The sequence below is a fragment of the Anoxybacillus sp. FSL W8-0382 genome (assembly GCF_038003845.1).
Lineage (GTDB): Bacteria > Bacillota > Bacilli > Bacillales > Anoxybacillaceae > Anoxybacillus > Anoxybacillus flavithermus_G.
Genome location: NZ_JBBOPX010000001.1, coordinates 135,296 through 155,000, shown reverse-complemented (window position 1 = coordinate 155,000; position 19,705 = coordinate 135,296). Strand labels below are relative to the sequence as shown.

The following is a 19,705-nucleotide window of genomic DNA, read 5'->3' as shown; positions in this document are numbered from 1 at the left end:
AGTACAAAAACTATACTGAACTAGAGAGAGGGAAAATTATTCGTGACTTAGCTCAAGCTAAAAAAGTGTTTGATACGTTAGGCATTAAACATACCCCTTTCCTACGCGTGCCGACAGGAAATTTTAATAAAAACGTTTTGAAAGTTGTTCATTCTTTTGGTCATACTGTTGTTCATTGGAGTGTTGATTCAAAAGACTGGCTTAATCCTGGCGTAAATGTCATTGTTGAAAATGTGACAAAAAACGCAAAAGGCGGGGATGTTGTGTTACTTCATGCATCAGACTCAGCGAAGCAAACCGCTCATGCATTAGAGCAAATTATCGTTTGGATGAAAAAAGAAGGATATAAAAGTGTGACCATATCCGATCTTGTCAATAACGCTCATATAAAAAGTAAAGAAATAAAATGAGGCAGCAAGCCTCATTTTATTTCCGCAAAAGTCGATGCAATGTAAGCAACTGATAAGCATTACAAATCAATAACGGAAACAACATTAAATACAACCAATTTTCTTCGTTGATCCGCAATACCGGAAACCACTCAATCACCGTTACAACAACCATAAAAAATAACGCAGGAACAAACGCTTCTTTATTTGTCTCACGCATTTTTACATAGGCTACAACGAGTCCAAACAAAAAAATCAATAAAGCAACGAGTACATAGCTGACGATCGATTCGCCTTCTTTCGCAAACAGTTGGTAGCGAAAATAAACAAGATCAAATAAAACAAAAGCAATGAGAACAATTTGTACCGCATTCCATAGTCCGACAGATCGGAAAATTCCAAGTCCAAAACGATGAATCGTTAAGTATGCAAAAAAACCCATTTGACTAATGACGCTAAAAATGAAACCTACACCAATAAGCCAAACGAGAACAGATAAAATTTCTTTTATCTCAAACGATGTGAAAAGATGTGCGTATTCATTCCATTTCACAACAAAGCCAACAATCCCCGTGCTTATTCCGCCGACAAACAACGTAGAAAAAAATAATTGAACCCACTTTCGACTGTTCACTTATGCAACCCCCACTTCTCAATATCCCTTTCAAAATTCTATCAACGAAATAAGAAAAATGCTAGCGAATATTTTTGCAAAGAATATTGAATATTAACAGTAAGGAAACTTGTTGAAAGGAGCCTTTGGTAATGAAACGAACATTTCTGCTCCTCGTATTTAGTTATGTATTAACACTGGCAGGGTGTGCCCAGCAAGAAAAAATTCCTGCGCAACCCGATTACGACCAAACGAAAAAAATGGTCGTTGATATTTTAAAAACAGACGAAGGAAAAAAAGCAATTCAAGAAGTGATGAGTGATGAAAAAGTCAAACAACAGCTTGTTATGGATCAACAAATAGTAAAAAAAACAATTGAAGAAACGTTAACTTCAGACAAAGGAAAGACATTTTGGAAAAAAGCATTTGAGGATCCAAAGTTTGCTCAAAATTTTGCAAAAAGCATGCAAGAAGAACATGAAAAATTGTTGAAAGCGCTCATGAAAGATCCTGAATATCAAGCAATGATTGTAGACATTATGCAAAATCCAGAGATAAAAAAACTGATACAAACGGAAATGAAAAACAAAGATTTTCGCGCTCACTTGCAAAAAGTGATTACAGAAACTTTTAGCAGCCCGTTATTTAAAGCAAAAATTGAAGACATCCTCATCAAAGCTGCGGAGGAGATGCAAGGGGAGAAGAAAAAAACTGATGAGGAAGAGTCAAGCGAAGAGCAAACAGCATGAGGGGCTCAATCGCCCCTCATCGCAATTTCGCAATGATTTTCCTTGCAATATCCATATACACTTTTCCGATCGGATGATCTTCTCCATATACTGAAGGAGCGAAATCATCATCGTTCCAATCTGGTTGTCCGAGCGGCAGTTGTCCTAATAAATCCGTCTGCAGTTCTTCAGCTAACTTTTGACCGCCACCTTTTCCAAAAATATATTCTTTTTCCCCCGTCGTTTTGCTTTCAAAATATGACATATTTTCAATGACACCGACAACTTCATGATTTGTACGTACCGCCATCGCTCCCGCCCTTGCTGCTACAAAAGCTGCTGTGGGATGAGGAGTCGTCACTATAATTTCTTTCGATGTTGGGAGCATTGTATGCACATCTAACGCTACATCGCCTGTACCTGGAGGCAAATCTAATAATAAATAATCCAACTCTCCCCATTCCACTTCATCAAAAAAGTTTTTTAACATCTTCCCAAGCATCGGGCCGCGCCAAATGACCGGGGAATTATCTTCTACAAAAAAGCCCATAGAAATAACTTTTACTCCGAGCCGTTCAACTGGGATGATTTTTTCCCCACGAACAATAGGGCGCTCAGTGATGCCCATCATGTCTGGTACGCTAAACCCATAAATGTCAGCGTCAATTAAACCGACTTTTTTACCAAGCCTTGCAAGCGAAACAGCTAAGTTAACGGAAACAGTCGACTTTCCTACTCCACCTTTTCCACTTGCGATCGCCAAATAAATCGGCTCATTTACCATTCGCTCTTCTTCTAACGGCAATTGAGCAAAGCGAAGTCCAACAGAAGACGCCCCTGCATCTTTTAAACGTTGCACAACGGTTTGTTGTACTTGAAGTTGTTGAGCCGTTTCCATTTTAGCTAAAGCAATTTTCACACTCACTAGCCCTTTTTCTTCATTTATCTTGACTTCTTGAATGGCTCCTGTTTCTTTAAACGTTTTTTTCAAAAAAGGGTCATAAATTGTTTCGAGCAGTTCCACAACTTGTTTTTCTGTCAACATCGCGCCTCACCAATCCTTATGTATTCGGTTTCACACTTTCAATATAACATAATTTTCTGGATAAAAAAATGAATCCTTCTCACTCAGAAGGATCACGTTCATTTGATACGTAACGTAAAATGCCTTTGTAAATCGAAGCCGCTAACTTTTCCTGATACGATGAAGACACTAGTAGTTTTCGTTCTTCCTCGTTTGATAAAAAACCAATTTCAACTAAAGCCCCTGGCTTTTTAGCCATTTTTAATAAATATACCGTTTGAATGGGCTTCGCCAATCGATGTGTATTTTCCAAATTGACACGTAGCTCTTGTTGAATAAACTTAGCTAATCTCGCATTTTCCTCTAATGAAGGATAGTAAAAAACTTGTGCGCCTCTCCACTTCGGCGAAGGGATGGCATTTAAGTGAATACTAATGAAAAAATCTGCCTCTGACTCATTAACAAACTGCACTCGCCGTTGTAAGTCCTCTATTTTTCTTCGGCTATATCCTCTTGTCTGTTCGCTAGCTAAATCATGATCTCCTTCTCTTGTCATTTGAACAAGCGCACCTTGTTGTTGCAAATAATCGCGTAATTTCAACGCCACATGTAGCGCGATTTCTTTCTCCAAAACGTCTCCTTCAACCGCTCCCCCATCAGGACCCCCGTGCCCTGGGTCAAGAATGATTACCTTCCCTGATAACGGTAAGCTCCATGCTTTCCACGAGCGATCGCTTAACACGTAAAACTGTAACAAAAGGACAAAAACAATGAAAAAAATAATAATACGTATTTTCATCCCTTCTCCTCCCCACTATTTATGTTATATGGGACAAGAGAAGAAATTAGAACGGTTATTTTAAACGAAGCTTTTGACGACGCAATCCTTTTTCCATTCCCTCTTCCCACCATACGTCGATATAGCGAGCACATACATCGTATATTCCATCTCTCCACTGTTTCATGTACTCATGTAGCTCATGAATGAGCTGCTCATACTCATCTATACAACGACTTTTTACCGTTTCGATTTTCTCGCCGTAATATGCAAATCGACTATAATGCGCCCCGAGTAAGTACGCTTCAACCGCAGCGTCAATACAAATGTTTTCAATGACATGAGAAATAATCATATATCGTTGCCAATATGTATGTACACGTCTACACAATTCACGATAAGAAAGATCCCGCAATACGTTTCGTTCATAAGTAAGCTGTTTTTCTAATTTCTTCGCTGTAAATGATGTAAGCATTCCCATTTTGCTGTCCCTCCTTATGTATATTGTTTGCATGTGACAAAGGAACATACAAAAAAAATCTCGGCAAAATAATTGCCGAGATTTTTTGAAATTAACGTTTTGAGAATTGTGGTGCACGACGAGCGCCTTTGAGACCGTATTTTTTACGCTCTTTCACACGAGAATCGCGCGTTAACAAGCCTGCACGTTTTAATGTTTGACGGTATTCAGGGTCAACTTGCAACAACGCACGAGCAATGCCATGACGGATTGCGCCTGCCTGACCTGTGAATCCACCGCCGCTTACGTTTACTAGTACATCGTAGCTACCGAACGTTTCTGTTAAAACAAGTGGTTGTTTTACAACTTCAACTAATGACTCGTATGGAACGTAATCACGAATGTCACGACCATTTACGATAATGCGTCCTTCACCTGGAACGAGACGCACGCGCGCAACTGAGCTTTTGCGACGACCTGTGCCGTAGTATTGTACCTGTGCCAAAATAATGCCCTCCTTTAATCAATTATCCACGAAGTTCGTAAACTTCTGGTTTTTGTGCTTGATGCGGATGTTCACTTCCGCGATAAACGTGCAATTTTTTGAACATTTGACGACCAAGGCTACCTTTTGGAAGCATGCCACGAATTGCTCTTTCAAGCATTTGCTCTGGATAATTTGTGCGCATTTCAAGCGCTGTTCTTACTTTTAATCCACCTGGATGTAAGCTGTGACGGTAGTATAATTTGTTTGTTAATTTTTTACCTGTTAACTCAACTTTCTCTGCGTTGATGATGATCACATGATCACCAGTATCAACGTGCGGTGTGTAAGTTGGTTTATGTTTACCGCGCAAAATTGCAGCAACTTCACTAGCAAGACGTCCTAACGTTTTGCCTTCTGCATCAACAACGTACCATTTACGTTCTACTTCATTTGGCTTCGCCATATACGTACGCATTTGTTTTCCCTCCTAAAATAAAAAATGAACAAGCGATATTTATTTCAACACGATTAATTTCCGGGGCTAATCGTGGGTTTAAAATACATACCATATGATATAATATCTCTTTCAACACCCAATGTCAAGAAAATGTTACACCTGGATTAGTTGTCATACGAAACGTGCCATAAATAAAGACCGTGACCCGGTGCGGTCTTTCCGGCAGCACTTCGATTTTTTTGTTCCAAAATTGTTTTCATCTCTTCAGCACGCCGTTCCCCGCGTCCGACTTCTAGCACCGTCCCAACGATAATGCGAACCATATTGTATAAAAAGCCATTTCCAACGAGACGGAAGATCAATTCGTCTCCTTGTGGAATGACTTCCGCCTCGTAAATCGTACGCACTTTATCCTCTATTTCCGTTTTTGCTGAACAAAAACTCGTGAAATCATGCGTGCCAATCAGATCATGAAGCGCTTCGTTCATCGCTGCTACATTAAGCGGATACGGATAATGATACACGTAATGACGCAAAAACACGTTTTTCTCCCCCGTCCATACGCGGTAACGATATTCTTTCTTTTTCACGCTAAACCGTGCATGAAAGGAAGGGGATACTTCACTTGCTTCTTTGACAATGACATCATCAGGGAGAAGCGCATTTAACGCTCTCGGCCATTTCTCATCTGGAATGGACAGCGGTGTGTCAAAATGAATCACCTGTCCGTGTGCATGAACGGTTGCATCCGTCCGTCCTGAAGCATATACGCGAACAAATTGCCCCTTATGAATGATCGAAAGCGCACGCTCAAGCTCTCCTTGTACCGTTCGCTTTTGTTGTTGAATTTGGTACCCCACAAAATGCGTACCATCGTACGCAATAATACATTTTATTCTTCTCGTCATCTGAACTTAGCCCCTTTTACGAACGAAGTAACCATAACGCAATGGCCAATAAGGTAAGCAAAAGCATAAAAACCGTATCTGCACGCTTCCACGTCAACTCGCGCCATTTTGTTCGATCTTTCCCTCCGCGGTATCCGCGCACTTCCATTGCAACGGCTAACTCTTCTGCACGTTTAAATGCGCTAATAAATAGTGGAACGAGCAACGCCGTCATCGCTCTCATTCGTTCCGATAATGGGCCGCCTGAAAAATCAACGCCACGAGCCGCTTGAGCTTTCATAATCTTCTCGGTTTCTTCCATCAATGTTGGAATAAAACGAAGAGAAATCGACATCATTAACGCTAGCTCATGAACAGGTATATTCCATTTTTTTAATGGCGAAAGCAATGATTCCATCCCATCGGTCACTTCGATTGGCGTTGTTGTTAACGTCAATAATGTTGTCACAACAATAAGGAGCAAAAAGCGTAAAGAAATAAATGCCCCTTGTTGAATACCTTGATCATACACTTCCATTCCAAACCATTGAAAAACAACATGTCCTTCTTTTGTTAACAACACGTGAAGAAGGAATGTAAATACAATCACCCATAAAATAGGCTTCAGCCCTTTAACAAAAAACGAAAGGCGAATGCGCGATAAAAACAACAAGATGCACGTAAAAAAAGTTAATAGCCCGTATGTCCATCCGTTATTAGCAAGAAAAACGATGAACACATAAATAAACATAGTAATAAGTTTTGTACGTGGATCGAGACGGTGAATGAAAGAGTCCCCAGGAACATATTTTCCAATAATCATACTGTTCATCATATACCCTTCACCTTATTAAATAACGTTTGTAAGTTTTTAATGACATCTTCTATCGTCAAACATGGGGTGTGAAACTGCACGCCAAATTTTTGTTCGATGGCTCGCTGAAACAATATCGTTTCAGGTACATCTAATCCGAGATGTAGTAAATCATCGACGTGACGGAAAATTTGCTCCGGCGTCCCTCTTCGCACAATCGTCCCTTGATGCATGATGATAATCTCATCGGCATAACGTGCTGCTTCTTCCATACTATGTGTGACGAGCACAATCGTCATCCGTTTTTGTTGTTGAAGGCTAGCGAACATCTCCATCATTTCTTTTCGACCACGAGGATCTAACCCTGCAGTCGGTTCATCTAACACAAGCACTTCTGGCTCCATCGCCAAAACGCCTGCGATGGCGACACGACGCATTTGTCCCCCACTTAAACCAAATGGTGATTTATGTCGCACGTCTTCTGGCAATCCGACAAGCGCTAACCACTCACTAACGCGAGCTTTCGCCTCCTCTTCTGTCATTCCAAAGTTCATCGGTCCAAAACAAATATCTTTTTCTACTGTTTCTTCAAATAGTTGATGTTCAGGAAATTGAAACACGATTCCTACTTTTTTTCGCAAAGGCTTTAACTGTTTTTCTTTCTTTCCTGCTGTTATTGTATAATCCCCAAGATGAACAGTCCCTTTTGTCGGCTGGAGTAAGCCATTTAAATGTTGTAAAAAGGTGGATTTTCCTGATCCGGTATGACCGATCACCGCAACATACGACCCACTCCGAATATCAACATGAATATCGTACAACGCCCGTTTCTCAAAAGGGGTATTTACTTGGTAACGGTGTTCGACATCGCGGAATACAATGTCCATAATTCACTCACCAACCCCTCTATTGTCAAATGATCGGTTGTAATCGGAATACGATTGTCTTTCAACCGTTGACTTAGTTGCAGGGAAAACGGTAAGTCTAACCCCATTTCTTCTAACTTCATCCCATGCGCAAAAATATGTTTAGGTGTTCCCTCTAGTGCGATCCTTCCTTTATTCATGACAATCACTCGGTCGGCTTTTGCCACTTCATTTAAATCATGAGTAATTGAAATAACCGTCATATCGTGTTCACGACGAAGTGATTGGATCACTTGAAGAACTTCTTTTTTTCCACTTGGATCAAGCATCGATGTTGCCTCATCTAAAATAATGATATTTGGTTGAAGAGCAATGGCGCTTGCGATCGCCACACGTTGTTTTTGTCCACCTGATAGACGATGTGGTTCGTCATTCATGAAATTTTCCATACCTACTTTTTGTAACGCTTCTTTTATGCGCTTTTCCATCTCATGTTTTGGTACACCACGATTTTCAAGACCAAAAGCAACGTCATCTTGGACAGTCGTTCCAACAAATTGGTTATCTGGGTTTTGGAAAACAATCCCTAGTCGTTTTCGAACGTCCCATACTGTTTCTTCATTTAACGGAATACCGCATACGTGAATCGTTCCACTCGTAGATGGCAATAGGCCAATCAACAATTTAGCAAGCGTCGATTTTCCCGATCCGTTATGTCCAACAATTGTTACCCATTCGCCTTCATACACTTGAAACGAAACGTTTTGTAAAGCATACGTTTGTTCATTCGCATATTGAAAACTTACATTTTCCACACGTACAGCAACTTCCACATTTCTCTCCTCATCTCTTCTGAATTTTCTTATTCTCTACTCTACTACAAAAAAGAAAACAAAAAAAGGGCATAGATCCAGTTCAAAAACTGTCTCGCCCTTGTAAAAACATATTAAACTAGTTCGATAATGACCATTGGCGCACCGTCACCGCGGCGTGGTCCAAGTTTCATAATACGTGTATAACCACCTTGACGGTCTTGGTAACGAGGTGCGATGTCGCTAAACAATTTTTGAATCGCATCTTGACCTGTTTCTGTGTTTGCGACTTCTTTGCGTACGAATGCAGCCGCTTGACGACGTGCATGCAAATCGCCGCGCTTTCCTAATGTAATCATTTTTTCTACAACAGAACGCAACTCTTTTGCACGAGCTTCTGTTGTTTCAATTCGCTCATTAATGATTAAGTCTGTCACTAAATCACGAAGCAATGCTTTACGTTGAGAGCTTGTGCGTCCTAATTTTCTGTAAGACATGTGATGTCCCTCCTTTATTTCACTTTTAACATGAAAATGCCTAGTTAACCAAACGCTTAACTAGTCATCTTTACGTAAGCTTAATCCTAGCTCTTCTAACTTCGCTTTTACTTCCTCAAGCGACTTGCGGCCTAAGTTGCGCACTTTCATCATATCTTCTTCCGTTTTTTGAGCAAGCTCTTGCACTGTGTTGATGCCAGCACGTTTTAAGCAGTTGTATGAACGAACAGAAAGATCAAGCTCTTCAATTGTCATTTCGAGCACTTTTTCTTTTTGGTCTTCTTCTTTTTCGATCATGATTTCAGCATGTTGTGCTTCGTCTGTTAAGTTCACAAAAATGTTCAAGTGCTCTGTTAAAATTTTTGCCCCTAGTGAGATTGCTTCTTTCGGGCCGATGCTACCATCTGTCCACACGTCGATCGTTAACTTATCGTAGTTTGTCATTTGACCGACGCGCGTATTTTCGACTTGGTACGATACGCGCGATACCGGCGTATAAATGGAATCGATCGGGATAACACCTATCGGTTGATCCTCGCGCTTATTAGCATCAGCTGGTGTATACCCACGCCCGCGTTTCGCTGTCATTCTCATGCGCAAACGACCGTCTTTTGCCAAAGTAGCAATATGAAGGTCTGGATTGAGAATTTCTACATCGCTATCGTGAGTAATATCCGCAGCTGTAACGACTCCTTCACCCTGTACATCAATCTCAAGCGTCTTTTCTTCGTCCGAGTAAATTTTTAGCGCTAGCTTTTTAACATTTAAAATGATCGTTGTTACATCTTCCACGACGCCATCAATTGTTGAAAATTCGTGCAATACACCATCTATTTGAACAGATGTTACAGCGGCACCAGGGAGTGAGGATAACAGGATACGACGTAAGGAGTTACCCAAAGTTGTACCATATCCACGCTCAAGTGGTTCAACGACGAATTTGCCATATTTGGCATCCTCGCTGATTTCAACCGTTTCGATTTTCGGCTTTTCAATTTCCAGCATTCCTTTAACCCTCCTTCAAAACGTCGAAACCCCGATTAAACCGATGACAGCTCAATCGAAATTCCCCCATGAATAAGTTCCCGAATGTGCACAACAACTGTTTTTCATTTCCCTGTAAGAATGACTATATCCCATTATTGACACATGCGCAAATTCTATACAGAGAAATTAAACACGACGACGTTTTGGCGGACGGCATCCGTTATGTGGAACCGGTGTAACATCTTTAATTGCTGTAATTTCTAATCCAGCCGCTTGAAGTGCACGAATCGCTGCTTCACGACCAGCACCTGGACCTTTTACGTTTACTTCAACAGTTTTCATGCCATGCTCCATTGATGCTTTTGCAGCAGCTTCTGCAGCCATTTGTGCAGCGAACGGAGTAGACTTACGAGAACCTTTGAAGCCTAACGCACCCGCACTTGACCAAGAAATTGCATTTCCATGAACGTCTGTAATTGTGACGATTGTGTTGTTAAAAGTCGAACGGATATGAGCGATACCAGATTCAATATTCTTTTTTACACGACGTTTACGCGTATTCGTTTTACGTGCCATTCGTTCATGAACCTCCTTTACTTAATTATTTTTTCTTATTCGCTACTGTACGACGTGGACCTTTACGTGTACGAGCATTGTTTTTCGTATTTTGGCCACGAACTGGCAATCCGCGACGATGACGAAGACCACGGTAGCAACCGATCTCCATTAAACGCTTAATGTTTAAAGATACTTCACGACGAAGATCTCCTTCTACTTTTAAGCGATCTACGATTTCGCGAATTTTTCCTAATTCTTCTTCTGTTAAATCGCGAACACGAGTGTCTTCAGATACACCAGCTTCTGCTAAGATTTTTTGTGCAGTTGCTTTACCGATTCCGTAAATGTATGTTAATGAAATGACTACACGTTTGTCACGAGGAATATCTACACCTGCAATACGTGCCATGATTTGTACACCTCCTCAAGTTTTATCCTTGTTTTTGCTTATGCTTTGGATTTTCACAAATAACCATAACTTTTCCGCGTCTGCGAATGACTTTGCACTTTTCGCAAATCGGTTTTACAGATGGTCTAACTTTCATGTGAACTTACCTCCTTGTTCGTGCGGAGTGTTATTTATATCGATACGTAATTCTTCCACGTGTTAAATCGTAAGGTGATAATTCAACTGTTACTTTATCACCTGGTAAGATGCGAATAAAATGCATGCGAATTTTACCTGAAACGTGAGCTAAAACGGTATGACCGTTTTCAAGTTCCACTCGGAACATCGCATTTGGCAACGTTTCAACGACTGTACCTTCCACTTCAATTACATCGTCTTTCGCCATTGAACGGCTCTCCCTTCTTTTTTGAAATGAGTAACATGTTCAACTAACACGACCAGTTTAGTTTAAAGCTTACGATGCGCATCCGCAAAGAAGGTTAAAGCGTTCAAAGTGTTGTTAAAATTTCATATCCCGTCTCGGTAATGGCAATCGTATGCTCAAAGTGAGCACATAGTTTGCCATCTACTGTGACGACCGTCCAATTATCTTCTAACGTGCGAACATAACGGGTTCCTGCATTCACCATCGGCTCAATGCACAGAACCATGCCTGGCTTTAACCGTGGTCCTTTATTTGGCGGACCGTAATGTGGGATTTGCGGACTTTCATGTAAGTCTTGACCAATTCCATGCCCGACATACTCACGCACAACGGAAAAGTTATGCGCCTCAACGTATGTTTGGATCGCATGAGAAATGTTCGTTAACCGTGCGCCAGGTTTCGCTTCTTCCAATCCACGATACAATGACTGTTCTGTCACTTCTAAAAGCTTTTTCGCTTCTTCTGAAATGGCTCCGACCGGATACGTCCAAGCCGAATCACCATGATATCCATTATATTTTGCGCCAATATCGATGCTAATAATATCTCCTTCGCGAAGCACACGGTCTCCTGGAATACCATGAACGAGCTCTTCATTGACCGATGTGCAAATGCTCCCACGGAATCCATTATATCCTTTAAACGAAGGAATTGCACCATGTTTGCGAATGAACGTTTCAGCAATATGATCGAGCTCTCGCGTCGTTATGCCTGGCTCGATATATTTTTGTAGTTCTTGATGAGTTAAAGCGACAATTCGACCAGCTTCACGCATAATTTCAATTTCGCGTGGGGTTTTGCAAATGATCATGATTGTAAGCCCCCAAGTAATTCACAAATGTCAGCAAACACTTGATCAATATGTTGTTGTCCATTAATGTTGCGCAAGTACCCTTTCGCTGCGTAAAAATCAAGCAACGGCTGAGCTTGCTTCATATTGACTTCAAGACGATTCGCTACGGTCGCTTCGTTATCATCTGCGCGTTGATACAATTCTCCTCCGCATTTATCGCAGATGCCTGCTTGTGCTGGCGGATTAAATACAAGATGATACGTTGCGCCGCATTCTTTACAAATGCGTCTGCCTGTTAGACGTTCCATTAAGATGCTTTTATCTACTTCGATGTTAATAACATAATCAATGGAACGGTTCAATTGTTGAAGAAGCGTTTCTAACGCTTCCGCTTGAGCGACTGTTCGTGGAAATCCATCAAGCAAAAATCCGTTTTGGCAATCGTCCTTGCTTAACCGTTCACGAACAATGCCGATCGTCACTTCGTCTGGAACAAGATCGCCGCGATCCATATACGATTTCGCCTGTAAACCGAGCTCTGTTCCTTCTTTAATCGCTGCTCGAAACATATCCCCAGTAGAAATGTGAGGAATTTTATATTTCTCAACAATTTTTTCTGCCTGCGTACCTTTTCCAGCACCTGGAAGTCCCATTAATACTAAATTCATCAACGTCTCCCCCTCAGCTCTATGTGAGGTAGAGGGAATAAAATTCCCAACACCTCTTTTTATTTAATAAAGCCTTTGTAATGGCGCTTCACTAATTGGCTTTCTAGCTGCTTCATCGTCTCTAAAGCAACACCGATGACGATCAGCAAGCCCGTTCCTCCAATTCGAGCAGAAGGCGGTAGTTTAGCGAACTCGATAAAGAAGACAGGAAGAACAGCGATTGCTGCTAAAAATAGAGCTCCGACGAAAGTTAACCGGTACAAAACGCGTGTGATGAATTCTTGCGTGTTCTTTCCTGGACGAATGCCTGGAATGTAACCACCTTGCTTTTTCAAATTGTCCGCCATTTGTTCTGGATTGACTTGAACAAACGCATAAAAATACGCGAAGGCAACAATTAAAGCGACGTATATGATCATACCAACTGGTTGCGTGTAGTCAAAAACTTTTTTAATCCATAATGTTACATCATTCGAGCCGAAAAACGATGCAATCGTCGGTGGAGTAATAATAAACGACACCGCAAAAATAACCGGAATAACGCCTGCCGGATTGACTTTTAACGGAATGTGTGTCGAATGACCACCTACCGGACTACGTCCTTCTAATCGCTTTGCGTACTGAATCGGAATTTTCCGAAACGCTTGTTGCACATAAATGACGCCAACAATAACTGCAACAACTGCTAAAGCGACTAACAACACTGTGACGATGCGTAAAAACAGCTGATCGCCAGCATTTTCAAACTGTTGAACGTAAATTTGATTAAGTGTTGTTGGGATACCGGATACGATCCCTGCAAAAATCAATACGGAAATCCCGTTTCCAACACCTTTAGCTGTAATTTGCTCACCAAGCCACATTAAAAAGGCTGTTCCAGCTGTTAACACAAGCGCAATAAGCAAATATGTCGGAATGCCTGGATTTTTAATGAGCATGCCACCAGACATATTATGAAAACCGTACGACATAGCGAACGCTTGGATAAATCCAAGCACAATCGTAAAATAGCGGGTAAACTGAGCGAGTTTACGGCGGCCTACTTCTCCTTGTTTCGACCACTCTGTAAATTTAGGAACAACATCCATCTGCAATAGTTGAACGATGATGGATGCCGTAATGTATGGCATGACGCCCATCGCAAAAATAGAAAAGTTTCGTAAAGCGCCACCACCAAATGTGTTCAATACGCCAAAAGCGTTGAACTGATCTTGCATTTTTAGTACGTCTGCATTGACGCCCGGCACAGGAATAAACGTACCGATGCGAAATACAATGAGCATAAGAAGGGTGAATACAATTTTTCTTCTTATATCACCCACGCGCATAAAATTGGAGATTGTTCGAAACATTAAATCACCTCAGTTTTACCGCCAGCAGCTTCGATCGCTTCTTTTGCAGAAGCAGAGAATTTATGAGCTTTTACTGTTAATTTTTTCGTAAGCTCACCGTTTCCAAGAACTTTGATGCCTGCTTTCAACTTGCTTACTACGCCTGTTTCAAGCAACAATTCTGGTGTTACTTCAGTACCGTTTTCAAAGCGATTTAATGCTTCAAGGTTAACGATCGCATATTCTTTACGATGAATGTTTGTGAAGCCGCGTTTTGGTAAACGACGGAATAAAGGTGTTTGACCACCTTCAAAGCCGATGCGTACACCGCCGCCAGAGCGAGCGTTTTGCCCTTTATGTCCTCTACCAGAAGTTTTTCCGTTACCAGAGCCGATACCACGACCAACACGGTTACGTTCTTTACGGGAACCCGGTGCTGGTTGTAATTCATGTAGCTTCATGCCGAGGCACCTCCTTATTCTTCTAATTCTTTTACTGTTACAAGGTGAGAAACTTTATTAATCATCCCACGAATGGCTGGATTGTCGTTATGAACAACTGTTTGATGCAATTTTCTTAAACCTAATGTTTTAACCGTCACGCGTTGGTCTTGCGGACGACCGATTACGCTGCGAGTGAGGGTAATTGCTAATTTTTTCGCCATCATTTTTCCCTCCCTTATCCTAACAGTTCCTCAACTGTTTTACCGCGCAATTTTGCTACCTCTTCAGCACGTTTCAATTGCTTCAAACCGTCAATTGTTGCGCGCACCATGTTGATTGGTGTGTTGGAGCCGATTGACTTCGATAAAATATCGCTAATACCTGCTAATTCTAATACCGCACGTGCAGGACCACCAGCAATAACCCCTGTACCTTCGGATGCTGGTTTTAAAATGATTTCACCTGCTCCGAAATGTCCGATAACTTCATGTGGAATTGTTGTACCAACAATCGGTACAGTAATTAAGTTTTTCTTCGCGTCTTCAATCGCTTTGCGAATAGCATCTGGAACTTCTTGAGCTTTTCCAGTTCCGAAGCCGACATGACCGTTTTTGTCACCAACAACGACTAACGCAGCGAAACGGAAACGACGTCCACCTTTTACTACTTTAGCTACGCGGTTAACGGCAACAACGCGTTCTTCTAGTTCAAGTTTATTTGGATCAATGCGACGCATCTCTGTCCCTCCTTCTTAATTAGAATTGTAATCCAGCTTCACGAGCAGCGTCTGCAAGTGCTTTAACACGTCCATGATATAAATATCCGCCACGGTCAAATACAACCGCCGTAATTCCTTTTTCAAGTGCACGTTTAGCAATTAATTCGCCCACTTTTTGAGCTGCTTCAACATTGCCTGTTGATTCTAAGTCAAACTCTTTATCTAACGTTGACGCGCTAACAAGTGTCACAGCTTTCACATCGTCGATAATTTGCGCGTAAATGTGTTTGTTTGAACGGAACACATTTAAGCGTGGACGTTCCGCAGTTCCTACTACTTTACGACGAACACGAGCGTGTCTTTTTTTGCGAACTGCATTTTTATCAAGCTTAGTGATCATTCGTGTCACTCCTTTCATTTACCTAAGCAGCATTATTTCTTACCTGTTTTACCTTCTTTACGACGTACAACTTCGCCCTCGTAGCGAATACCTTTTCCTTTGTAAGGCTCTGGTGAACGAACGGCACGAATGTTTGCTGCTAATTCACCAACACGTTGTTTGTCCGCACCTTTAACGATGATTTTTGTTTGTGAAGGAACTTCGATTTCAAGTCCTTCTTCTGGCTCGATTTCAACAGGATGAGAGTATCCTACGCTTAATACAAGCTTTTTGCCTTGTTTTGTCGCACGGTAACCGACACCGACAAGCTCAAGTGCACGCTCATAGCCTTTTGAAACACCTTCAACCATGTTTGCAAGCAAGCTGCGAGTCGTTCCGTGAAGTGCACGATGATGTTTCTCATCGCTTGGACGCTCAACTGTTAAAACGTTGCCTTCTAATTTAATGATCATATCTGGATGGAACGTACGAGTAAGTTCACCTTTCGGACCTTTTACAGTAACCGTGTTACCGTTTAATGTAACTGTAACACCAGCTGGAATTTCCAATGGTTTTTTACCAACACGTGACATGTACTACACCTCCATTCGTTGCAAAATAATTACCAAATGTATGCTAACACTTCGCCGCCAGTACGTTTTTGACGTGCTTCTTTGTCAGTTAAAATGCCTTGAGATGTTGAAAGAATTGCGATTCCTAGGCCGTTCAATACGCGTGGTACTTCGTCAGCCTTTACATATACGCGCAAACCAGGTTTGCTAATGCGTTTAAGACCTGTAATTATGCGCTCGTTATTTGGACCGTACTTTAAGAAAATACGAAGAATACCTTGTTTGTTATCTTCAATGTATTCGACATCACGAATGAAACCTTCACGCTTTAAAATTTCAGCGATTTCTCTTTTAATTTTCGAAGCAGGAACTTCAAGTTTCTCGTGACGCACCATGTTCGCATTACGAATGCGAGTAAGCATATCTGCAATTGGATCTGTCATCACCATTATGTTTTACCTCCTTCCCAACTCATGGGTTTATTACCAGCTTGCTTTTTTCACACCAGGAATTTGACCTTTATACGCTAATTCACGGAAACAAATACGGCAAAGTTTAAATTTGCGATATACAGAGTGTGGACGTCCACAACGCTCACAACGAGTGTACGCTTGTACTTTAAACTTTGGTGTGCGTTTTTGTTTCGCGATCATTGATTTTTTAGCCACGTTTTCGCCTCCCTCTTTTTACGAATGGGAATGATTATTTTTGGAATGGCATACCGAGCAACGCAAGTAATTCACGAGCTTCCTCGTCAGTTTTCGCAGTTGTAACGATCACGATGTCCATACCGCGAACTTTGTTTACTTTATCGTAATCAATTTCAGGGAAAATTAATTGCTCTTTTACACCTAATGTGTAGTTTCCACGTCCATCGAATGATTTTTTCGATACGCCGCGGAAGTCACGAACGCGCGGTAAAGAAACAGAAACGAGCTTATCGAAAAACTCGTACATGCGCTCACCGCGAAGTGTTACTTTCGCACCGATTGGCATTCCTTCGCGAAGACGGAAACCAGCGATTGATTTTTTCGCGCGTGTAACAACTGGTTTTTGACCAGAAATTAATGCGAGTTCTTCTACTGCGCTATCTAACGCTTTTGCGTTTTGTACCGCATCACCAACACCCATGTTGATGACGATTTTTTCGATTTTTGGAACTTGCATCACTGATTTATAGTTAAACTTGCTCATAAGAGCAGGAACAACTTCTTTCAAATACTTTTCTTTAAGGCGGTTCATTTGAGTACCTCCCTTCCTCAGTCACTTCATTATTTGTCTAAAATTTCACCAGAACGTTTCGCATAGCGAACTTTTTTACCGTCAACTACTTTGTATCCAACACGAGTTGGTAATCCTGTTTTTGGATCAAGAGGCATTACGTTTGATACGTGGATTGGCGCCTCTTGGCTGATAATGCCGCCTTGTGGATTTGCTTGAGAAGGTTTTACGTGTTTTTTTACGATGTTCACACCTTCAACAAGCACTCGGTTTTTCTTTGGAAACGCAGCAAGAATAACGCCTTGTTTTCCTTTATCCTTACCAGAGATCACTTGCACTTTATCACCTTTTTTTACATGCATCTGAATCGCACCTCCTTAAAAGGCTTTTCCTTTTCATTAAATCACTTCTGGAGCTAAAGAAACGATTTTCATAAAGTCTTTGTCGCGCAACTCACGAGCAACTGGTCCGAAAATACGCGTACCACGTGGGCTCTTGTCATCACGAATGATTACGCAAGCATTTTCGTCAAAGCGGATGTAAGAACCGTCTGTACGGCGCACGCCACGTTTTGTACGAACGACAACCGCTTTAACAACTTGACCTTTTTTAACAACGCCACCTGGTGTTGCATCTTTAACTGTCGCCACAACGATGTCGCCAACGTTCGCATAACGACGACCAGAACCACCTAGCACTTTAATGACAAGCACTTCACGTGCACCAGAGTTATCAGCAACTTTCATACGAGTTTCTTGTTGAATCATTGACGAAACCTCCTTTCGGATTTGTATCCATCACACCGAACATATTGATTAAACGATAACAGCTTTTTCAACTACTTCAACAAGACGGAAACGTTTTGTTGCAGAGAGAGGACGTGTCTCCATAATTTTTACAATGTCGCCCACTTTTGCTACATTGTTTTCGTCATGTGCTTTATATTTTTTCGAATACTTTACGCGCTTGCCGTAAAGAGGATGCTTTTTATAAGTTTCTACAAGAACCGTAATTGTTTTATCCATTTTATCGGAAACAACACGGCCGACGAGAACTTTACGATTGTTGCGTTCACTCATTGTGCGAACCTCCCCTCGATTTCAATTATTTATTAGCAGCGATCTCTCTTTCGCGAATAACAGTTTTCATACGCGCAATCGCTTTGCGTACTTCACGAATACGAGCAGTATTCTCTAATTGACCTGTTGCCAATTGGAAGCGAAGGTTGAATAACTCTTCTTTCAACGCTTTAATTTTTTGTTCAATCTCGGCAGTGGTAAGTTCACGAATTTCTTTAGCTTTCATTTGATTCACCACCAATTTCTTCACGTTTTACGAATTTACATTTGATTGGAAGTTTGTGAGAAGCAAGACGTAATGCTTCACGAGCCACTTCTTCAGAAACTCCCGCGATTTCAAACATTACTTTACCAGGTTTAACAACAGCTACCCAACCTTCTGGAGCACCTTTACCGGAACCCATGCGCACTTCAAGTGGTTTTGCTGTGTATGGTTTTGAAGGGAAAATTTTAATCCATACTTTACCGCCACGTCTCATGTAACGAGTCATCGCACGACGAGCAGCCTCGATTTGACGGTTTGTAATCCATGCTGGCTCTAACGCTTGTAAGCCATACTCACCAAAATGTACTTCCGTACCGCCTTTTGCACGACCTTTCATGCGACCGCGATGTTCACGACGATATTTTACGCGTTTTGGCATTAACATGATTAATTTCCTCCTTCCTCAGTTTTCTTTTTCGTAGGAAGGACTTCTCCACGATAAATCCATACTTTCACGCCGATTTTCCCGTATGTTGTATCCGCTTCTGCTGTTGCGTAGTCAATGTCAGCGCGAAGAGTATGAAGTGGAACTGTTCCTTCGCTATAATGTTCTGAGCGAGCGATATCTGCTCCACCTAAACGACCAGATACCATCGTTTTAATTCCTTTAGCACCTGCACGCATTGTGCGTTGAATCGCTTGTTTTTGCGCACGACGGAATGATACGCGGTTTTCAATTTGACGCGCGATATTTTCCGCAACAAGTTTTGCTTCTAAGTCTGGCTTTTTGATTTCAACGATGTTGATATGAACACGTTTGCCAGTTAATTCGTTTAACGCTTTACGAAGCGCTTCAACTTCAGATCCACCTTTACCGATTACCATTCCTGGTTTCGCTGTGTGGATAGTGATGTTCACACGATTTGCCGCACGCTCGATCTCAATGCGAGAAACAGCTGCATCACTTAAGCGCTTTGTGAGGTACTCGCGAATTTTAAGATCTTCGTGTAAAAGGTCCGCGTAATCTTTTTCAGCGTACCATCTTGATTCCCAATCACGAATAATACCAATGCGAAGACCGATTGGATTTACCTTTTGACCCACTG

The 19,705-nt window shown here is 41.5% G+C and carries 35 protein-coding genes (1 of these 35 only partly in view); 2 read left to right on the top strand and 33 right to left on the bottom strand.

Annotated features, from left to right (window positions below):
* On the top strand, positions 1-410 hold the 3' portion of the coding sequence (gene pdaB / locus NSS60_RS00875; RefSeq protein ID WP_064214008.1) for a polysaccharide deacetylase family sporulation protein PdaB. Its footprint begins 352 nt before the window's first position; 410 of the gene's 762 nt are visible here — the last part of the coding sequence; the start codon falls outside the window, past its left edge; its stop codon occupies positions 408-410.
* Between the two features lie 16 nt (positions 411-426).
* On the opposite strand, the gene NSS60_RS00870 is transcribed toward pdaB, so the two are convergent.
* Positions 427-1,023: a KinB-signaling pathway activation protein gene (locus tag NSS60_RS00870; RefSeq protein ID WP_004888716.1), complete on the bottom strand. Its 597-nt coding sequence runs from the start codon at positions 1,021-1,023 to the stop codon at positions 427-429.
* Positions 1,024-1,154: 131 nt separating this feature from the next.
* On the opposite strand from NSS60_RS00870, the gene gerD reads away from it, so the two are divergent.
* Positions 1,155-1,751 (top strand): spore germination lipoprotein GerD, encoded by a 597-nt coding sequence (gerD, locus tag NSS60_RS00865; RefSeq protein WP_004888715.1) that lies wholly within the window; start codon positions 1,155-1,157, stop codon positions 1,749-1,751.
* A gap of 16 nt (positions 1,752-1,767) precedes the next feature.
* Here gerD and NSS60_RS00860 read toward each other — a convergent pair whose 3' ends face one another.
* The 32 genes from NSS60_RS00860 to rpsC form a co-directional block, all read right to left on the bottom strand.
* A complete protein-coding gene (locus tag NSS60_RS00860) occupies positions 1,768-2,775 on the bottom strand; it encodes an Mrp/NBP35 family ATP-binding protein (protein WP_004888714.1) in 1,008 nt (335 codons plus the stop codon).
* A gap of 79 nt (positions 2,776-2,854) precedes the next feature.
* On the bottom strand, positions 2,855-3,553 hold the full coding sequence (cwlD, locus tag NSS60_RS00855) for an N-acetylmuramoyl-L-alanine amidase CwlD (RefSeq protein ID WP_004888713.1): 699 nt from the start codon (positions 3,551-3,553) through the stop codon (positions 2,855-2,857).
* Between the two features lie 55 nt (positions 3,554-3,608).
* Positions 3,609-4,013 (bottom strand): DUF2521 family protein, encoded by a 405-nt coding sequence (locus NSS60_RS00850; protein WP_004888712.1) that lies wholly within the window; start codon positions 4,011-4,013, stop codon positions 3,609-3,611.
* Positions 4,014-4,104: 91 nt separating this feature from the next.
* Positions 4,105-4,497 carry a 30S ribosomal protein S9 gene (rpsI, locus tag NSS60_RS00845; RefSeq protein WP_003397701.1) on the bottom strand — a complete coding sequence of 131 codons (393 nt, stop codon included), beginning with the start codon at positions 4,495-4,497 and terminating at the stop codon, positions 4,105-4,107.
* Positions 4,498-4,519: 22 nt separating this feature from the next.
* The gene (rplM, locus tag NSS60_RS00840) at positions 4,520-4,954 is read right to left on the bottom strand and encodes a 50S ribosomal protein L13 (protein WP_012573869.1); all 435 of its coding nucleotides are present in this window, start codon (positions 4,952-4,954) and stop codon (positions 4,520-4,522) included.
* Positions 4,955-5,100: 146 nt separating this feature from the next.
* The gene (gene truA, locus NSS60_RS00835) at positions 5,101-5,844 is read right to left on the bottom strand and encodes a tRNA pseudouridine(38-40) synthase TruA (RefSeq protein WP_064214004.1); all 744 of its coding nucleotides are present in this window, start codon (positions 5,842-5,844) and stop codon (positions 5,101-5,103) included.
* Positions 5,845-5,860: 16 nt separating this feature from the next.
* On the bottom strand, positions 5,861-6,658 hold the full coding sequence (locus tag NSS60_RS00830; RefSeq protein WP_064214003.1) for an energy-coupling factor transporter transmembrane component T family protein: 798 nt from the start codon (positions 6,656-6,658) through the stop codon (positions 5,861-5,863).
* Complete coding sequence (locus NSS60_RS00825) at positions 6,655-7,524, bottom strand: energy-coupling factor ABC transporter ATP-binding protein (RefSeq protein WP_064214002.1); 870 nt, start codon at positions 7,522-7,524, stop codon at positions 6,655-6,657. The genes NSS60_RS00830 and NSS60_RS00825 overlap by 4 nt, the downstream gene beginning before the upstream one ends.
* On the bottom strand, positions 7,482-8,336 hold the full coding sequence (locus NSS60_RS00820; RefSeq protein ID WP_064214001.1) for an energy-coupling factor ABC transporter ATP-binding protein: 855 nt from the start codon (positions 8,334-8,336) through the stop codon (positions 7,482-7,484). The genes NSS60_RS00825 and NSS60_RS00820 overlap by 43 nt, the downstream gene beginning before the upstream one ends.
* Before the next feature lie 113 nt (positions 8,337-8,449).
* Positions 8,450-8,812: a 50S ribosomal protein L17 gene (gene rplQ, locus NSS60_RS00815; RefSeq protein ID WP_003397694.1), complete on the bottom strand. Its 363-nt coding sequence runs from the start codon at positions 8,810-8,812 to the stop codon at positions 8,450-8,452.
* A gap of 60 nt (positions 8,813-8,872) precedes the next feature.
* Complete coding sequence (locus tag NSS60_RS00810; RefSeq protein ID WP_003397693.1) at positions 8,873-9,817, bottom strand: DNA-directed RNA polymerase subunit alpha; 945 nt, start codon at positions 9,815-9,817, stop codon at positions 8,873-8,875.
* Positions 9,818-9,985: 168 nt separating this feature from the next.
* Positions 9,986-10,375 carry a 30S ribosomal protein S11 gene (gene rpsK, locus NSS60_RS00805; RefSeq protein ID WP_003397692.1) on the bottom strand — a complete coding sequence of 130 codons (390 nt, stop codon included), beginning with the start codon at positions 10,373-10,375 and terminating at the stop codon, positions 9,986-9,988.
* Positions 10,376-10,400: 25 nt separating this feature from the next.
* Positions 10,401-10,766 (bottom strand): 30S ribosomal protein S13, encoded by a 366-nt coding sequence (rpsM, locus tag NSS60_RS00800; RefSeq protein ID WP_003397691.1) that lies wholly within the window; start codon positions 10,764-10,766, stop codon positions 10,401-10,403.
* A 22-nt stretch (positions 10,767-10,788) separates the two neighbouring features.
* Positions 10,789-10,902 carry a 50S ribosomal protein L36 gene (gene rpmJ, locus NSS60_RS00795; protein ID WP_000868344.1) on the bottom strand — a complete coding sequence of 38 codons (114 nt, stop codon included), beginning with the start codon at positions 10,900-10,902 and terminating at the stop codon, positions 10,789-10,791.
* Between the two features lie 30 nt (positions 10,903-10,932).
* Positions 10,933-11,151 carry a translation initiation factor IF-1 gene (gene infA, locus NSS60_RS00790; RefSeq protein ID WP_003247618.1) on the bottom strand — a complete coding sequence of 73 codons (219 nt, stop codon included), beginning with the start codon at positions 11,149-11,151 and terminating at the stop codon, positions 10,933-10,935.
* 103 nt (positions 11,152-11,254) lie between these two features.
* Positions 11,255-12,001 (bottom strand): type I methionyl aminopeptidase, encoded by a 747-nt coding sequence (gene map / locus NSS60_RS00785; RefSeq protein ID WP_004888702.1) that lies wholly within the window; start codon positions 11,999-12,001, stop codon positions 11,255-11,257.
* On the bottom strand, positions 11,998-12,651 hold the full coding sequence (locus NSS60_RS00780; RefSeq protein WP_004888700.1) for an adenylate kinase: 654 nt from the start codon (positions 12,649-12,651) through the stop codon (positions 11,998-12,000). Before NSS60_RS00780 ends, map begins: the two co-directional genes overlap by 4 nt.
* Positions 12,652-12,710: 59 nt before the next feature.
* The gene (secY, locus tag NSS60_RS00775) at positions 12,711-14,003 is read right to left on the bottom strand and encodes a preprotein translocase subunit SecY (RefSeq protein WP_004888698.1); all 1,293 of its coding nucleotides are present in this window, start codon (positions 14,001-14,003) and stop codon (positions 12,711-12,713) included.
* A complete protein-coding gene (rplO, locus tag NSS60_RS00770) occupies positions 14,003-14,443 on the bottom strand; it encodes a 50S ribosomal protein L15 (protein ID WP_004888697.1) in 441 nt (146 codons plus the stop codon). The genes secY and rplO overlap by 1 nt, the downstream gene beginning before the upstream one ends.
* A 14-nt stretch (positions 14,444-14,457) precedes the next feature.
* Positions 14,458-14,646 carry a 50S ribosomal protein L30 gene (rpmD, locus tag NSS60_RS00765; RefSeq protein ID WP_003397685.1) on the bottom strand — a complete coding sequence of 63 codons (189 nt, stop codon included), beginning with the start codon at positions 14,644-14,646 and terminating at the stop codon, positions 14,458-14,460.
* Between the two features lie 14 nt (positions 14,647-14,660).
* Positions 14,661-15,161 carry a 30S ribosomal protein S5 gene (rpsE, locus tag NSS60_RS00760; RefSeq protein WP_004888691.1) on the bottom strand — a complete coding sequence of 167 codons (501 nt, stop codon included), beginning with the start codon at positions 15,159-15,161 and terminating at the stop codon, positions 14,661-14,663.
* Positions 15,162-15,180: 19 nt separating this feature from the next.
* Positions 15,181-15,543, bottom strand: a complete 363-nt coding sequence (gene rplR / locus NSS60_RS00755) for a 50S ribosomal protein L18 (RefSeq protein ID WP_004888689.1) — start codon at positions 15,541-15,543, stop codon at positions 15,181-15,183.
* Between the two features lie 32 nt (positions 15,544-15,575).
* Positions 15,576-16,115: a 50S ribosomal protein L6 gene (gene rplF, locus NSS60_RS00750; protein WP_004888688.1), complete on the bottom strand. Its 540-nt coding sequence runs from the start codon at positions 16,113-16,115 to the stop codon at positions 15,576-15,578.
* Between the two features lie 29 nt (positions 16,116-16,144).
* Complete coding sequence (gene rpsH, locus NSS60_RS00745) at positions 16,145-16,543, bottom strand: 30S ribosomal protein S8 (protein ID WP_004888685.1); 399 nt, start codon at positions 16,541-16,543, stop codon at positions 16,145-16,147.
* 33 nt (positions 16,544-16,576) lie between these two features.
* Positions 16,577-16,762: a 30S ribosomal protein S14 gene (gene rpsN, locus NSS60_RS00740; protein WP_003397678.1), complete on the bottom strand. Its 186-nt coding sequence runs from the start codon at positions 16,760-16,762 to the stop codon at positions 16,577-16,579.
* Between the two features lie 34 nt (positions 16,763-16,796).
* Positions 16,797-17,336 carry a 50S ribosomal protein L5 gene (gene rplE, locus NSS60_RS00735; protein ID WP_004888681.1) on the bottom strand — a complete coding sequence of 180 codons (540 nt, stop codon included), beginning with the start codon at positions 17,334-17,336 and terminating at the stop codon, positions 16,797-16,799.
* 29 nt (positions 17,337-17,365) lie between these two features.
* A complete protein-coding gene (gene rplX / locus NSS60_RS00730; protein ID WP_003397676.1) occupies positions 17,366-17,677 on the bottom strand; it encodes a 50S ribosomal protein L24 in 312 nt (103 codons plus the stop codon).
* Between the two features lie 36 nt (positions 17,678-17,713).
* Complete coding sequence (rplN, locus tag NSS60_RS00725) at positions 17,714-18,082, bottom strand: 50S ribosomal protein L14 (RefSeq protein ID WP_004888678.1); 369 nt, start codon at positions 18,080-18,082, stop codon at positions 17,714-17,716.
* 48 nt (positions 18,083-18,130) lie between these two features.
* Positions 18,131-18,394, bottom strand: a complete 264-nt coding sequence (gene rpsQ / locus NSS60_RS00720; RefSeq protein WP_003397674.1) for a 30S ribosomal protein S17 — start codon at positions 18,392-18,394, stop codon at positions 18,131-18,133.
* Positions 18,395-18,419: 25 nt separating this feature from the next.
* Positions 18,420-18,620 carry a 50S ribosomal protein L29 gene (gene rpmC, locus NSS60_RS00715; RefSeq protein WP_003397671.1) on the bottom strand — a complete coding sequence of 67 codons (201 nt, stop codon included), beginning with the start codon at positions 18,618-18,620 and terminating at the stop codon, positions 18,420-18,422.
* Positions 18,610-19,044 (bottom strand): 50S ribosomal protein L16, encoded by a 435-nt coding sequence (rplP, locus tag NSS60_RS00710; RefSeq protein ID WP_003397670.1) that lies wholly within the window; start codon positions 19,042-19,044, stop codon positions 18,610-18,612. The genes rpmC and rplP overlap by 11 nt, the downstream gene beginning before the upstream one ends.
* Positions 19,045-19,046: 2 nt before the next feature.
* Positions 19,047-19,703 (bottom strand): 30S ribosomal protein S3, encoded by a 657-nt coding sequence (rpsC, locus tag NSS60_RS00705; RefSeq protein ID WP_003397666.1) that lies wholly within the window; start codon positions 19,701-19,703, stop codon positions 19,047-19,049.
* Positions 19,704-19,705 lie beyond the last annotated feature (2 nt).